Origin of the sequence: Streptomyces synnematoformans, from assembly GCF_039531005.1 — a bacterium.
Lineage (GTDB): Bacteria > Actinomycetota > Actinomycetes > Streptomycetales > Streptomycetaceae > Streptomyces > Streptomyces synnematoformans.
The window spans coordinates 1-12,662 of record NZ_BAAAPF010000212.1 but is presented as its reverse complement, the minus strand read 5'-3'; the positions used below and the strand labels follow the sequence as shown (position 1 = coordinate 12,662).

Below are 12,662 nucleotides of genomic sequence, written 5' to 3'. Positions count from 1 at the left end.
ATCCGCTTGAAGGCGTCGATCCCCTGCCGGCCGAACTCCGCCTTCCGCGCCGCCCCCGTTACAGACCCGCCAGCTGGCCGCCGTCGACCACCACCGTCGTCCCCGTCTGGAACCCCATGCCGTCCGACGCCAGGGCCAGCGCCGCCGACGCCATCTCCTCCGGCGTCGCCATCCGCTTGAAGGCGTCGATCCCCTGCCGGCCGAACTCCGCCTTCCGCGCCGCCCACTGCTCGTCGGTGTCGCCCGGCGGCCGGTGCACGTCCAGCATCGGCGTGTCCGTCATCCCCGGCGCCAGCGCCACCACGCGGATGCCGTGCGTGCCGTTCTCGATCGCCGCCGCCTGCACCAGACCCGCCACGCTGTTCTTGCTCGCGGTGTACGAGCCGAGGCCGGGGCGCGTCGCGTACTGGTTGGACGAACCCGTGACGAGGATGACGCCGCCCCCGCCCGCCCGCAGGTGGGGGATCTCGTACTTCATCGCCACGAAGACGCCGCGGGTGTTCGTGAGCGTCACGTCGTCCCAGTCCGCGACCGAGACCTCGTGGAGGTCGGTGAACGGCTTCTGGACGCCCGCGTTGTTGAGCGCGATGTCGAGCCCGCCGTACCGCCGCACCACCGTGTCGACGAACCTCTCCACCTCCTCGGGCCGGCGCACGTCGGCCCTGAGGTACGTCGCCTCCCCGCCGGCCCTCCGGATCAGCCGCTCCACCTCCCGCCCCAGGTGCACGCGCCGCCCGCAGAACCCGACCCGCGCGCCCTCCGCGGCGAACGCGATCGCCGCCGCCCGCCCGATACCCGACGTGGCGCCGGTGACGAGGACCGTCTTCCCCGCGTACCTGCCGCGGCCGGGCTCCCCGCCGTCCGGACGCCGGTCGCGCTCCCGCGCCGACGCCGTCCGGGCACCCGCCCCGAGGCCCGCCCCCGCGGCGGCCATCGCCGCTGCCGCCCCGCCCAGCACGTTCCGCCGGCCCACCGGCCCGCTCTTCCCGTCTCGCATCCGCTGTCCCTCCTCGACCTGCTGCGGTACGGCTCCACCCTCCGGCCCGTGCGGCGGGCGCCACATCCGCCGGCCGGTGGCGCCGGGCACCGACCAACGGGGGTGGCGCGGTGCGGGGACCCCCGACTTTCGTCGCATGTGCGTGTCAGCGGCGGTGCTTACGATGCCGGTATGTCCACCGTCGAGTCGCCGGCCGCGCGCCGCGCACCGCTGGGGCCGCTGCCGTCGCTGACGCCGGGGCAGCTTCGGCTGCTGCTGGCCGCCGGGTTCGTCTTCGTCGCCGTCAAGTCGGTGCGTACGGCGCTGACCGAGCAGGCGGGCCTCGTCACCTCGCCGGCGGCGAGCGCCGCCGTGGCCGCCGCGCTGTGCGCGGCGCTGCTGCTGTGCCGCCGGATGCCGGTCGCGGTGGCGGTGGTCACCGGCGCCGGGTTCCTGCTGGAGAGCCAGCTGTGGCCGGTGTTCGTCGCCCTGTACGCGGTCACGGTGCGGCGGTCCCTGCCGGTCGCGGCGGCGCTGACCGGCGCCGTCTTCGTACCGGCGGCCCTCGGCCCGTTCCGCGACCTGGTGCACATGCCGCACGTCATGCTCTTCCCCTGCGCGGTGCTGGCCGTGCCGCTGGCGGTCGGGCTGGCCGCGCGCAGCCAGCGCGACCTGACCCGGTCCCTGGCGCGCCAACTGGAGGACCGGGAGGCGGCGGACCGGCTGCGCGACGAGCAGGTGCGGATGGCCGAACGGGCCCGTATCGCACGCGAGATGCACGACGTGCTCGCCCACCGGCTCAGCCTGCTCGTCCTGCACACCGGCGTGCTCCAGCGCCGCGGCGACGCCGCACCCGGGTCCGTGCCCGGTCCCGTACGGGAACGCCTCGACCTGCTCCGTACGACCAGCGCCCACGCCCTCGACGACCTGCGCGACCTCCTGGGCGCACTGCGCGACCACGAAGGCCCCGTCCCGCTGACCCCCACCGCCGACGACCTGCCCGCCCTCATCACCGAGGCCGAGCGCGCCGGCACCCGGGTCCGCGCCCGCACCGACGACCTCGCCGGACTGCCCGCCGCCGTCCGCCTCGCCGCCCACCGCATCGTGCAGGAGGCCCTCACCAACGCCCGCAAGCACGCCCCCGGCAGCCCCGTCGATCTCACGGTGGAAGTGACGAGGTCACGGGTGGTGATACGCGCCGGGAACCCGTGCGCGGCGCCGCCGGAACCGGCACCCGGCCGACCCGGGCCGCCCGGCTCCGAGCCGTCCGGCTCCGGGCCGTCCGGTTCCCGGCCGTCCGGTTCCCGGCCGCGCGGTTACGGTCTGGTCGGCATAGCCGAGCGGGTGGCCGCCCTCCACGGCGACCTCACCACGGGGGCCACCGCCGACGGCGGCTTCCTGCTCACCGCCGAACTGCCCGTGCCCGTCCACCCGGCGGACGAGCCGCAGGCGCTCAGCCCGATGGCGGCGGCCCGGTGATCCGCGTCCTCGTCGTCGACGACGACGCCTTCGTCCGCGCCGGACTGCGGGACCTGGTCGCCACCGACGACGGGCTCGAACTCGCCGGCGAGGCCGCCGACGGCGGCGCCGCGGTGGCGACGGCCCGCAGCCGGCGGGTCGACGTCGCCCTGGTCGACATCCGCATGCCCGGCATGGACGGCATCGCCGCCACCTCCGCACTGTGCCGGCTCCCCGACCCCCCGGCGGTCATCGTGCTCACCACCTTCGACCTCGACGAGTACGTCTACGGCGCACTGGCGGCGGGCGCCGCCGGCTTCCTCCTCAAGGACACCCCGCCGGACGCCATCCTCCAGGCGATCCACGTGGTCGCCGCGGGCGCCGCCATGCTCTCCCCGACCGTCACCCGCACGGTCATCAGCCGCTTCCACCACCCGGAGGCCACCCGCATCCAAGCCGCCCGGAAGGCGGCCGACCGCCTCACACCGCGCGAGCGGCAGGTGCTGTCGGCGGTGGCGGACGGGATGACGAACGCCGAGATCGGGGCGCTGCTACGCCTGCGGGAGTCGACGGTGAAGGCCCACGTGAGCCGCATCCTGGCGGAGCTGGGGGTGGCGAACAGGGTGCAGGCGGCGCTGGTGGCGCGGGATCTGGTGGGGTGAGCGCTGCGCCCGCGGGCTCGCACACCGGGCGTCTTTCGGCGGCCAAGCCTAGGACTAGCGCCCGATGGCACATGGTCAGGTGATCTCTATGCTCGCTGCCGTCCAAGCCCGCGGACTCAACCACTGGTTCACGCCGGGTACGCCCCGATCACGAGGAGCACGATGCCGGCTGACGCCGCAGCTCACATCCGCATCGCCCGGCCCGCACGCGACCTCCGCGTTGCCGAACGCTTCTGGGTCTCGGGCCTCGGCCTCGACGTCCTGTACCGGCACGCGGCGGACGGCACGCCCGGCCAGAGTTCTCTTGTGATGGTCGGCTGGCCGGATGCTGGCTGGCATCTGGAACTCGTGCACGACCCCACCGCTCCGATGGAGCCCCGGCCCACGCCCGAAGACCTGCTGGTCGTCTACCTCGGCGAACCCGTGCCCGATGCCCTGGTGGAACAGCTGGAGCGCCACGGCGGGAAGCGAGTGCCCGCTCATAATCCGTACTGGGACACCTGGGGCGTGACCCTCCAGGACCCCGACGGCTATCTTCTGGTGCTGTCCACTCGCGCCTGGTCCAACTCGTAGACGTGCACAACTTGCTGGTCGCGGCCACGAGGCAGTCGGGCCGGGGGCATGATTGCGTGCGCGTGCTATCGTCCGCCCGAATATAGCGCGTGCGCAACTAATGGAGGCCGACCATGCGTATCTTCCTCACCGGCGCGACCGGCTACATCGGCGGATCGCTCGCGGAGCGACTGGTCCGGGACGGGCACGACGTGATCGGGCTCGCCCGCTCCGCGGAGAAGGCCGCGGCGCTCCGCGAGCGCGGAGTCGAGCCGGTCATCGGGACGCTGGACGACGCGCCGACGCTGGCCGCCGCCGCGCGCCGCGCCGACGCCGTCGTCAACGCGGCCGACAGCGACCACCGCGGCGCCGCGGACACCCTGGTCGACGCGCTGGCCGGCAGCGGCAAACCGCTGCTGCACGGCAGCGGCTCCAGCATCGTGGGCGACGACGCCCGCGGCGAGTTCTCCGACCGGGTCTTCACGGAGGCGGACGTGGCACCCGGCGGCGGCTGGCGTGCGGAGCCGGACAAGGCGGCCCGGGTGGCGCTGGACCGGGCGGTGCTGGCGGCGGCCGAACGGGGCGTGCGAGCGGCGGTGCTGTGCGCTTCCCTGATCTACGGGCACGGGCGCGGCCAGGCGCGGGACAGCGTGCAGGTGCCGCGGCTGGTGGCGCAGGCGCGGCGCAGCGGGGTGGTCCGGCACGTCGGGCCCGGGCGCAACGTCTGGTCGACGGTCCACGTGGACGACGTCGTCGAGGTGTACGTACGCGCGCTGGCGGAGGCGCCGCCCGGGGCGTTCTACTTCCTGGAGAGCGGCGAGGCGTCGTTCGGCGACATCGCCCGGGCGGTGGCCGGGGCGCTGGACCTGGGCGAGCCGGAGCCGTGGGACATCGACGCGGCGGTGCGGGAGTGGGGGTACGAGCGGGCGCACTACGCGCTGGGGTCCAACAGCAGGGTGCGGGGCTCGGCTGCCCGTGAAGGGCTGGGGTGGCGGCCCCGGCCGGGCTCGGTACTGGACTGGGTCGGAAACGAGGTGCGGTGACCGCCCCCAGGCCCTCTACATCACGCCCGCCCCGGCGCCGTGCCCGCCTCGCGGTGGCGTGCCCCGGCGTGGTGTAGGGCGACGTGCCCTCCGGGTGTGCCTTCCGCGTCCTGGCGCCGTGGCCGCGCGGAGCACGGCGGGGCAGCCGCCGCCTTCCGGGCGGTACTCCGTGGTCATGCGAGCCCCACAGTTCGGTGCCGCGCGCTGCGGGGCGTAGCCGCCGACCGGCTACGCCACCACGCGCGACGCGCTCCGCCTCGCCCCGGGCGACGGCCGCCGCGCAACCGATCCGCGGCGCGGCCGGCGGTTCGACGCCTAGGACCTGTCTTCAATCTCCCGTCTGCGGCTGGGGGTACCGCCCACGCGCGAAGCGCTGTGGGGGAGCCTGGCACGCACTCCCCCACTGCGCGCTGCGCGCGCGTGGGCGGTGCCCCCAGCTGCGTTGTCGGGATCGACCGAATAGGCCCACTATGCGGTCGACCCTCCGCCTTGCGATCGCACGCACCAGACTCCCCCTACGCCCGGAGGGCGTGGGCGGTACCCCCAGCGCCGCCCGCCCTGCGGGCGAACGACGCGAGATTGAAGACAGGCCCTAGGAGGACTCCGTCAGGTTGGGGTCCAGTAGCCAGCTTGTTCTTGCCGGGTGGTGTGTCAGCCGAAGGTAGCCCTACCTCCAGATTTCCACTTGACCCGCGCATGTGCCGGGCCGGAACGAGGTCAGCTCGTCGTTGCGCTGGCTCCCGATGTTGGCCCGGGAGGCGCCGGGGCCGATCTCGATGCAGTAGCCCCCGAAGCGGTCGTGTTCGAAGATGCTGTACCAGTCGTTGGTGCGGTTCCAGAACGAGGTCATGCGGTCGTTCATGCGATCGCCGACGTTGGACACCGGCCCCCGGGCATGCATGAACGCGCCTTCGTAGTTGGAGTGGTCCCAGATGCAGAACTCGTTTGCTGGGCACTGGCTGTAGTGCGCCGAGGCCGCGGGGGCGTTGATCGCGCCGATGCCCGCGGTCGTCAGGAGGGCGGCGCCCACGGCCAGCATTCTCGTTTTGTTCATGACAGCCTCTCGGTCGTTTTCGGTAGGTGTCCCGCAGGCGCCGAGCCTGAAGGAGGTCATCGTGAGGGCGCGGCCGGCTGAGGACCGGGGGCGGGCGGGTGGCCCGCCCCCGGAAGCGCTCTGGGAGCGTGGTCAGCCCTATCGCCAGATCTCCACCGGATTGGTGCAGCGGCCGGGCCAGAACGAGGTCAACTGGTCGTTGAACCGGTTCCCGATGTTGGCCCGGGAGGCGCCGGGGCCGATCTCGATGCAGTAGCCCCCGAAGCGGTCGTGTTCGAAGATGCTGAACCAGCCCTGGCTGCGGTTCCAGAACGAGGTCATGCGGTCGTTCATGCGGTCGCCGACTTTGTCCACCGGCCCTCGGGAATGCATGAACGCGCCTTCGTAGTTGGAGTGGTCCCAGATGCAGAAGTCGTAGTTCGGGCACTGGCTGTAGTGCGCCGAGGCCGCGGGGGCGTTGATCGCGCCGATGCCCGCGGTCGTCAGGAGGGCGGCGCCCACGGCCAGCATGCGCATTTTGTTCATGACAACCTCACTCGTTTGTGGCGGGTGTCCTCAGCAGGCGCCGAGCCTGAAGGAGGTCATCTTGTCGTTGAACTGCGGGGCCACCGCGGCGCTCGACCCGCCGGGCGGGATGGTGAGCATGCACTCCCTGTAGTTGGAGTGCTCGTAGACGCTGATCCAGTAGTTGGTGCGGTTCCAGTACGAGGTCATGCGGTCGTTCATGCGGTCGCCGACGTTGGACACCGACCCCCGGAAGTACCCGAACGCGCCCTCGTAGCTGGAGTGATCCCAGTAACAGAACTGGTCGGCCGGGCACTGGCTGTAGTGCGCCGACGCCGGTTCCGCCGTCGCTGTGGTGATTCCCGCAGCGGCGACCAAGGTCATCCCGACCGCGGCCGCGCGCGCCGCAACGCTCCTGATTCCCATCTTGGTTTCCTTCCGTTTCTCCGTGTCACGACCCGGTCTCGTATCCCCCGGGCACGTGCAACCACGTCCAAGGGCCTGTCCAGACGGATCGGGTGCGACTGCCCCGGGAGGCGTGTCCAGGCTCGCCGCTGCCGTGCCTCCGTCGCATCGGCGACCATCGCCTATATCCGGCGAATTCCGGGACGGTTGCGCACGGTGACCCGAGGGTCAGGGCAGCGGCAGGTTGCGCAGCTGACGGCGGGAGGTGATGCCGAGCTTGCGGAAGATGCTGCGCAGGTGCGCGTCGATGGTGCGCGGGCTCAGGAAGAGCTGCGCGCCGGCCTCCTTGGAGGTCGCCCCGGTGGCCACCAGCCGCGCGACGTGCAGCTCGTGCGGGGTGAGGGCGTCGGCGGGCCGGGCGGTTGGCCTGCGCGGCTGCTCGCCGGTGGCGCGCAGCTCGCGGGCGGCGCGGGCGGCGTATCCCTCGGCTCCCATGCCGGACAGCAGCTCGTGGGCGGTGCGCAGGTGCTCGCGCGCGTCCTGGCGCCGCCGTTCGCGGCGCAGCCACTCACCGTAGACCAGGTGGGCACGGGCGAGATGGGTGACCATCCGGCAGCGGCCGAGCCGCTGGATCGCCTCGCGGTAGTGTGCTTCGGCGGCCGGTCCGGTGCTGGTCAGCGCCAGCGAGCGGGCCCGCAGTCCCAGCGCCCACTCGGTGCCACTGGCGCGGGTGTGGGAGCTTAGCAGCTTCAGCGCGGCGTCCGCCCGCGCCGGGTCGCCGGCGCGGACGGCCGCCTCGACCAGCTCGGGCAGGGCCAGGTTGCTGTGCTCCAGTTCGTCGGCGTCGCACGGCCCCGCCGCGGCGGCGAGGGCGGCGCCGTAGTCGCCCAGGCCGTTGTGCAGCACGGCCATCGCGTACTGGGCCAGGGTGACCGCCGCGCCCTCTCCCCGCTCGGTCGCGTCCTGGACGATGGGCCCGTACATGTCGGAGGCGTCGGCCCGCCGGCCGCGCCAGGCGGCGAGGAGGAGCCCGGCGTTGGGCAGCGGCGCGTCGCCGGTCGCCCGCGTGATCGCGGTGGCCTCGGCGGTCAGCTCGGCGGCCCGGGCGAACTCGCCGGTGTGCACGAGCACGGCCGCGAGGTAGTTGAGCGCGCCAGGCAGCGTGCCCAGTGCGCCGGCGTCGCGGGCGAGCCGGACGTGGCGGTCGGCCAGCGCGTGGACCTGCTCGTCGTCCCACAGCGCCACCGCGACGCGGCAACCCAGCCACAGCCAGCGGCGGCTGCTGCCGTCACCCGCCGCCGCTGCGCGCCCGTGGCCGCCGACCGCCTCCAGCGCCCGTCGCAGGCTGGGCACGCTCGCCTCGTACCCGTGCGTGAACCTGGTCGCCAGCCCGTCGAGCAGATGGTCGACCGGCCCCGGCGGCGTCGACGGCGCGGGTGCCGTCCGGGCGGCTTCGGCCACCTCTGGTACGCCACGACCACGACCGGGACCGCACCCGAGCGGACCGGCCAGGAGGGCCGCCTCCAAGGCGTGCAGGTACGTCTCGCGGGCCAGTGCGGTGTCCAGCGGAGCGAACGACTCGGCGGCATCCAGCATCATCCCCGAAGCCTCGCCGCCGCGCGTCAGATGGAACGCGACCTGAGCGCGCAGCAACGTCACCCGGGCATGCTGTAACGCATCCAGCGGTCCGGCCGCCGCGACGGTAGCCAGTTCCAAGGCGGCGGCGGGTGTGCCGGCCTCATGCTTGGTATACGCGGCGGCCAGCGCCCGGCGCGCCCGCTCGGCCGGATCCGGGGTCAGCTCAGCCGCGCGCTGCAGGAACGCGGCCGCCGCGGCCAGCCCACCACGCGCCCGCGCCCGACCGGCCGAGCGCTCCAGCTCCACCGCGACCTTCTCATCGGCACCGACCGTGCCCTGCGCGCGGTGCCAGGCACGACGGTCCGGATCGGCCCGCGGGTCGGTCGCGGTGGCCAGCGCGCGGTGCACCCGGCGCCGGTCCGGCGGTGCGGCGGCCTGGTAGACGGCCGAGCGCACGAGCGGATGCCAGAACCGTACCCGGGCGCCGATCTCCAGCAACCCCGCCGCCTCTGTCGGCGCGGCCGCGTCGGGGCCGATCCCCAGGTGATCCGCGGCGCGCCATAACAGCGTCGCGTCACCGACCGGCTCGGCCGCCGCGATCAGCAACAGCAGCTGTGTCTCGGCAGGCAGGCTGCCCGACCGGCGCCGGAAGCTGTCCTCGATCCTGCGCGGCACCCCCAGCGCGTCCGGCCGCCCGAACCCGCCCGCCAGCTCCGCCGGATGCGCCTGCTCCGCGCCCCGCGGCAGCTCCAGCAGCGCCAGCGGATTTCCGCGCGCCTCCGCGATGATTCGGTCACGCACCCCCTCGTCCAGCGGTGCCCGGACTGCCGCGGCCAGCAACGTCCGCGCGTTCGCCTCATCCAGTCCGGCCAGGCGCAGCTCCGGCAGCCCGGCGAAGGCCCCGGCGCCGCTCGGTTCGGGGCTGGGGTCGCGCAGCGACAACACCAGCGCCACCCGCTCGGCCTCCACCCGCCGCGCCACGAACGCAAGGGTCCGCGCGGAAGCCGCATCCAGCCACTGCGCGTCGTCCACCAGACACAGCAGCGGCCGCTCCTCGGCGGCCTCGGCCAGCAGACTCAAGGTGGCCAGTCCGACCAGGAACCGGTCCGGCGGGTTCCCGGCCCGCAGCCCGAACGCCACACCCAGGGCGGCCTGCTGCGGGTCGGGCAGCACACCCATCCGGTCCAGCAGCGGCGCGCATAACTGGTGCAGGCCCGCGAACGCGAACTCCATCTCGGACTCCACACCGCCCGCGCGCACCACCTGGAACCCCGACGCGGCGCCGCGGGCATGCTCCAGCAGCGCGGTCTTGCCGATGCCGGCCTCACCGCGCACCACCAGCACGCCGCTGCGCCCCGACCGCGCGTCCGCGAGCAACCGCCCGATCGCCGCACGCTCAGCACGCCGACCCAGAAGCACCCGCACCCCCGGTTCCGCCTGGTCAAACAAGGCACCCTCACCGAAGCCGACACCGGCACCTTCGCCAGGAAGCAGCAGCCGCCCCTACAGCCGGCGCCCCGCCCTCAACCCTCCCCCGGAAAAGGACATCATGTCACGAACTTCCCGCTGGGTTCCGTCCGGCCCCGACGCTGAGTAGCAATGCTCGCAGCGGAGTTAGCACTTTCACTCTGCCCCCCTCGCTTGACCGCGCCGAGGCCCGCGTGGGCCTCGGCGCAAGCATGCGGATGGTCAGGCGGGGAGTTCGCCGGCCTTGACGGCGGTGACGAACGCGGACCAGGCGGCGGCCTCGAAGACCAGGGCGGGGCCGTCGGGGTCCTTGCTGTCGCGGACGGGGACGAGGGCGGGGTGGTTGTCCGCCGGGGGCCGGGAGCCCGGCATGCGCCCGGGACATCGGTAACCTGGGCGGTCCGGGCCCCGGTGGCCCGGTGCCGGGCTGCGGCCCCTGTCGCCGGGGCCCGTCCGCGACCGGGGTGGGCCCGGGTCCGGCCCCCCGTCGCGGGGGACCTTTTCGCAAGGTTCACGCGAGCGGGCGATCGGCAGCCTGCGCTCGTGTGCGTTCAGAGCATCGAAGACGGGATTGTCAGGTTCAGCGATGTCAACAGGGCTTGCGCGTGGAGGCGAAGGGGCTCGACGAGGTGGGGATGGTCGCCGAGCCTGGCTCGGCGCAGGAGGCGGGCGGTGACGTAAAGCTGGGCGCGGTGCCCGTCGGGAGTGTCGAGCACCGGGAAATGGTCGCGCACAGTCCGTGCCAGGCTGGGAACAGCAAGGCTGTAGCAGTGCAGTGTGGCGGCGTCGATGCCGACAGGCCCCCGTCCCCACAGTTCCCAGTCGAGCAGCCCGAAGGGATCGGCCAGCAAGTTGCTCCAGTGCAGGTCCGCGTGCACGGTCTCCCAGTGCTCGATGCGGATGTCGACAGAGCCGCCGAATGCCTCGCGGACACGATGGTCGATCTTGTCTTGATCGATGCTGATGCGATCGGTGGGTGCCGCGGCGAGACGGTGGGCAACCTCCCGGAGCGTCTCCCACCATGGAGCAGGCGGGGCAATGTCCGATCGTGCGTCCGGGGTCGAGGAGCACAAGGTCCCGGGGAGAAATGTGAGGATTTCGGCGCGCTGGCGCCGCCAGTCCCCCTCTGCCCACTCGTAGGTGCCGAGCAGGCGCGGCTTGGGCAGCCCCCGCAGAGCGTTCGCGTCGGCGTTGCCGGTCCAGGCAATGCCGCCCGCCCACTCCGGCCGTTCGGAGACCACACGCAGCCACACGCGGCCCTCTGCACCGTCGGCGGGGGCGCCGATCGAGCGCAGGCGCCATCCGCAGGTGGGCGCTCCCGCGACGATGAGGCCGAAGTGGTCAGCGGCCTGGTCCAGGTTCAGCTTCATCCAGGCGCGGAAGCGTCGGTCGGCTGCCTCGACGTCGGGGTCAGGGTCGGCCGCGTTCATGGTGCGATGAGGTGGCGCAAGTAGGCGCGTGGGTCGGCCAGGTAACGGCGCCAGTGGTCGACCAGCTCCAGCTCGTCCCACTTCACTCGCCGAAAGCCCTCTCCGCCGACTTCGATGATGTCTGCTCCCGGGGTGGCGGCGAGAACCGGCGAGTGGGTGGCGCAGACGACCTGGGCTCCGGACTGGCCGAGCTGGTGCATCAGGCCGACCAGTTGCAGGCAGGCGGTGAACGACAGGGCGGCTTCGGGCTCGTCCATCACGTAGAAGCCGGGGGCGTCGAACATCGAGCGGAACATGGTCAGGAATCCCTCGCCGTGGCTCATGGCGCTCGTGTCCTCCTCCCAGTAGCCCGGCACACCGCCCAGGTTCTCGGTCATGTTGAACGCAGTCTCAGCGCGGAGAAAGAAGCCCTTCTTCCTCTTGCGGGGGCCGGCGAGCATCCGTGCGCCCGCCGAGGTGGTCTCTGCTCGCAGGACTTCACCCAAGGGGGTCTTCGTTGGATCGGGGCGCCCGTACAGTCGACCGAGCCGCCCGCCGTAGGCGTCCAGCTTGAAGCTCTCCGCGATCGCCTCCACAAGAGTGGATTTGCCCGAGCCGTTGTCCCCCACGAGGAACGTCACCGGCTGCGTGAACGTCAGCCCGTGCTCCAGCAGCTCGGCGACGCAGGGTACGGCGAACGGCCACTGACCACGCTGGGCACCGTCAGGTGCCAGTCCCTCCGGCACGTAGACCCGTTCGACGAACACACGGCTCCAAGCTAGTCGTAGTTTGGCTGGCAGCCTCCGTTCGGGCTGCACGGTCCGGTCCCCGTGGGCCAGCATGACGGACCGCATGCGGGACCGCATGACGGGCCGCACTGGGGGTCACACGGATCGGTCCCGGCCCCGGGCAGAGGCGGCTGCCTCTCCGCAAACTCTACGCGCAGCTCACTTCGGACCCACTCCGCCTCGGCGCTGCCAAGGATCTCGGCGAGTGTCCTCTCCAGGACATTCCCCATGGGCAGCCATCGAGAGAACACGCAGGGCCACACGGCGCCGTCTGGCGATATGGCGATCACACCCGAGGCGTAGCGTCCGCAGAGCTGCACGGCATCCGGCGGCTGGTCGCGTACGCCACGCCCTACCTGCCGCAGCCGGTCCGTGCCGACCTCCCGTACACCGAGAGTGATCAGTTCTCGTTGCGCGGCGGCGGATCGCTGTCCCTCACGCACGTGGACCACCCCTGCCCGGACCGGGATCTTCCGCCGTACGGCCTCGGCGATGTTCGTTCTTGTTCGTGCGTGACTGGGGCGTCGGGTGATTGCCGCATGCTCGGCGGGATTGTCGGAGTAGTAGCTGGTTGCCAGGGAAACTCCCGGCCGCTCCATGACCACCCACACTGCGTTGGGGACGTGTACGAGGTTGGAGAAGATCTCGACCCGCAGTCCACGGTCGAGTGCATGTTCGGTCAGGCTCGGAAGATCCGGGTACAGGGTGGGCTGTCGGGTAGACCCGGCGCATCGCTGCGCCGGGTCCCCCTCAGAACCGGGCTCGC

At 72.8% G+C, this 12,662-nt stretch carries 12 protein-coding genes and 1 pseudogene; 4 read left to right on the top strand and 9 right to left on the bottom strand.

All coding sequences use genetic code 11. The annotated features are described in order from the left end of the window. Window positions 1–58: 58 nt before the first annotated feature. Window positions 59–997, bottom strand: coding sequence for an SDR family NAD(P)-dependent oxidoreductase (locus ABD317_RS25565; protein ID WP_344292370.1), 939 nt, complete (start codon window positions 995–997; stop codon window positions 59–61). Between the two features lie 171 nt (window positions 998–1,168). On the opposite strand from ABD317_RS25565, the gene ABD317_RS25560 reads away from it, so the two are divergent. The 4 genes from ABD317_RS25560 to ABD317_RS25545 all read left to right on the top strand — a co-directional run bounded on the left by ABD317_RS25560 (window position 1,169) and on the right by ABD317_RS25545 (window position 4,691). Beyond that, window positions 1,169–2,455: a sensor histidine kinase gene (locus ABD317_RS25560; RefSeq protein WP_344292368.1), complete on the top strand. Its 1,287-nt coding sequence runs from the start codon at window positions 1,169–1,171 to the stop codon at window positions 2,453–2,455. Then, the gene (locus ABD317_RS25555) at window positions 2,452–3,096 is read left to right on the top strand and encodes a response regulator (protein WP_344292367.1); all 645 of its coding nucleotides are present in this window, start codon (window positions 2,452–2,454) and stop codon (window positions 3,094–3,096) included. Before ABD317_RS25560 ends, ABD317_RS25555 begins: the two co-directional genes overlap by 4 nt. Before the next feature lie 162 nt (window positions 3,097–3,258). Next, complete coding sequence (locus ABD317_RS25550; protein WP_344292365.1) at window positions 3,259–3,669, top strand: VOC family protein; 411 nt, start codon at window positions 3,259–3,261, stop codon at window positions 3,667–3,669. A 113-nt stretch (window positions 3,670–3,782) separates the two neighbouring features. Continuing rightward, the gene (locus tag ABD317_RS25545) at window positions 3,783–4,691 is read left to right on the top strand and encodes an NAD-dependent epimerase/dehydratase family protein (protein WP_344292363.1); all 909 of its coding nucleotides are present in this window, start codon (window positions 3,783–3,785) and stop codon (window positions 4,689–4,691) included. A 667-nt stretch (window positions 4,692–5,358) separates the two neighbouring features. Here the strand turns inward: ABD317_RS25545 and ABD317_RS25540 are convergent. From ABD317_RS25540 to ABD317_RS25505, 8 genes and pseudogenes are all read right to left on the bottom strand, one after another. After that, entirely contained in the window at window positions 5,359–5,745 is a 387-nt protein-coding gene (locus ABD317_RS25540) for a peptidase inhibitor family I36 protein (RefSeq protein ID WP_344292361.1), read from the bottom strand. A 138-nt stretch (window positions 5,746–5,883) separates the two neighbouring features. Then, the gene (locus tag ABD317_RS25535) at window positions 5,884–6,270 is read right to left on the bottom strand and encodes a peptidase inhibitor family I36 protein (protein ID WP_344292359.1); all 387 of its coding nucleotides are present in this window, start codon (window positions 6,268–6,270) and stop codon (window positions 5,884–5,886) included. Between the two features lie 30 nt (window positions 6,271–6,300). Continuing rightward, a complete protein-coding gene (locus ABD317_RS25530; protein WP_344292357.1) occupies window positions 6,301–6,675 on the bottom strand; it encodes a peptidase inhibitor family I36 protein in 375 nt (124 codons plus the stop codon). Between the two features lie 207 nt (window positions 6,676–6,882). Then, window positions 6,883–9,651, bottom strand: coding sequence for a helix-turn-helix transcriptional regulator (locus tag ABD317_RS25525; protein ID WP_344292374.1), 2,769 nt, complete (start codon window positions 9,649–9,651; stop codon window positions 6,883–6,885). A gap of 270 nt (window positions 9,652–9,921) precedes the next feature. Continuing rightward, window positions 9,922–10,047: pseudogene (locus ABD317_RS25520) on the bottom strand (DUF397 domain-containing protein); the annotation flags it as partial. 203 nt (window positions 10,048–10,250) lie between these two features. Then, window positions 10,251–11,129 (bottom strand): aminoglycoside phosphotransferase, encoded by an 879-nt coding sequence (locus ABD317_RS25515; protein ID WP_344292355.1) that lies wholly within the window; start codon window positions 11,127–11,129, stop codon window positions 10,251–10,253. After that, on the bottom strand, window positions 11,126–11,875 hold the full coding sequence (locus ABD317_RS25510; protein WP_344292352.1) for an AAA family ATPase: 750 nt from the start codon (window positions 11,873–11,875) through the stop codon (window positions 11,126–11,128). The genes ABD317_RS25515 and ABD317_RS25510 overlap by 4 nt, the downstream gene beginning before the upstream one ends. 11 nt (window positions 11,876–11,886) lie before the next feature. Further along, window positions 11,887–12,495: a radical SAM/SPASM domain-containing protein gene (locus tag ABD317_RS25505; protein ID WP_344292372.1), complete on the bottom strand. Its 609-nt coding sequence runs from the start codon at window positions 12,493–12,495 to the stop codon at window positions 11,887–11,889. Between the last annotated feature and the right edge of the window lie 167 nt (window positions 12,496–12,662).

Coding starts and splice junctions, on each gene's coding strand:
- ABD317_RS25550 (WP_344292365.1), top strand. CDS start 3,259: ATGCCGGCTGACGCCGCAGCTCACATCCGCATCGCCCGGCCCGCACGC.
- ABD317_RS25560 (WP_344292368.1), top strand. CDS start 1,169: ATGTCCACCGTCGAGTCGCCGGCCGCGCGCCGCGCACCGCTGGGGCCG.
- ABD317_RS25505 (WP_344292372.1), bottom strand. CDS start 12,495: ATGGAGCGGCCGGGAGTTTCCCTGGCAACCAGCTACTACTCCGACAAT.
- ABD317_RS25565 (WP_344292370.1), bottom strand. CDS start 997: ATGCGAGACGGGAAGAGCGGGCCGGTGGGCCGGCGGAACGTGCTGGGC.
- ABD317_RS25540 (WP_344292361.1), bottom strand. CDS start 5,745: ATGAACAAAACGAGAATGCTGGCCGTGGGCGCCGCCCTCCTGACGACC.
- ABD317_RS25530 (WP_344292357.1), bottom strand. CDS start 6,675: ATGGGAATCAGGAGCGTTGCGGCGCGCGCGGCCGCGGTCGGGATGACC.
- ABD317_RS25545 (WP_344292363.1), top strand. CDS start 3,783: ATGCGTATCTTCCTCACCGGCGCGACCGGCTACATCGGCGGATCGCTC.
- ABD317_RS25535 (WP_344292359.1), bottom strand. CDS start 6,270: ATGAACAAAATGCGCATGCTGGCCGTGGGCGCCGCCCTCCTGACGACC.
- ABD317_RS25515 (WP_344292355.1), bottom strand. CDS start 11,129: ATGAACGCGGCCGACCCTGACCCCGACGTCGAGGCAGCCGACCGACGC.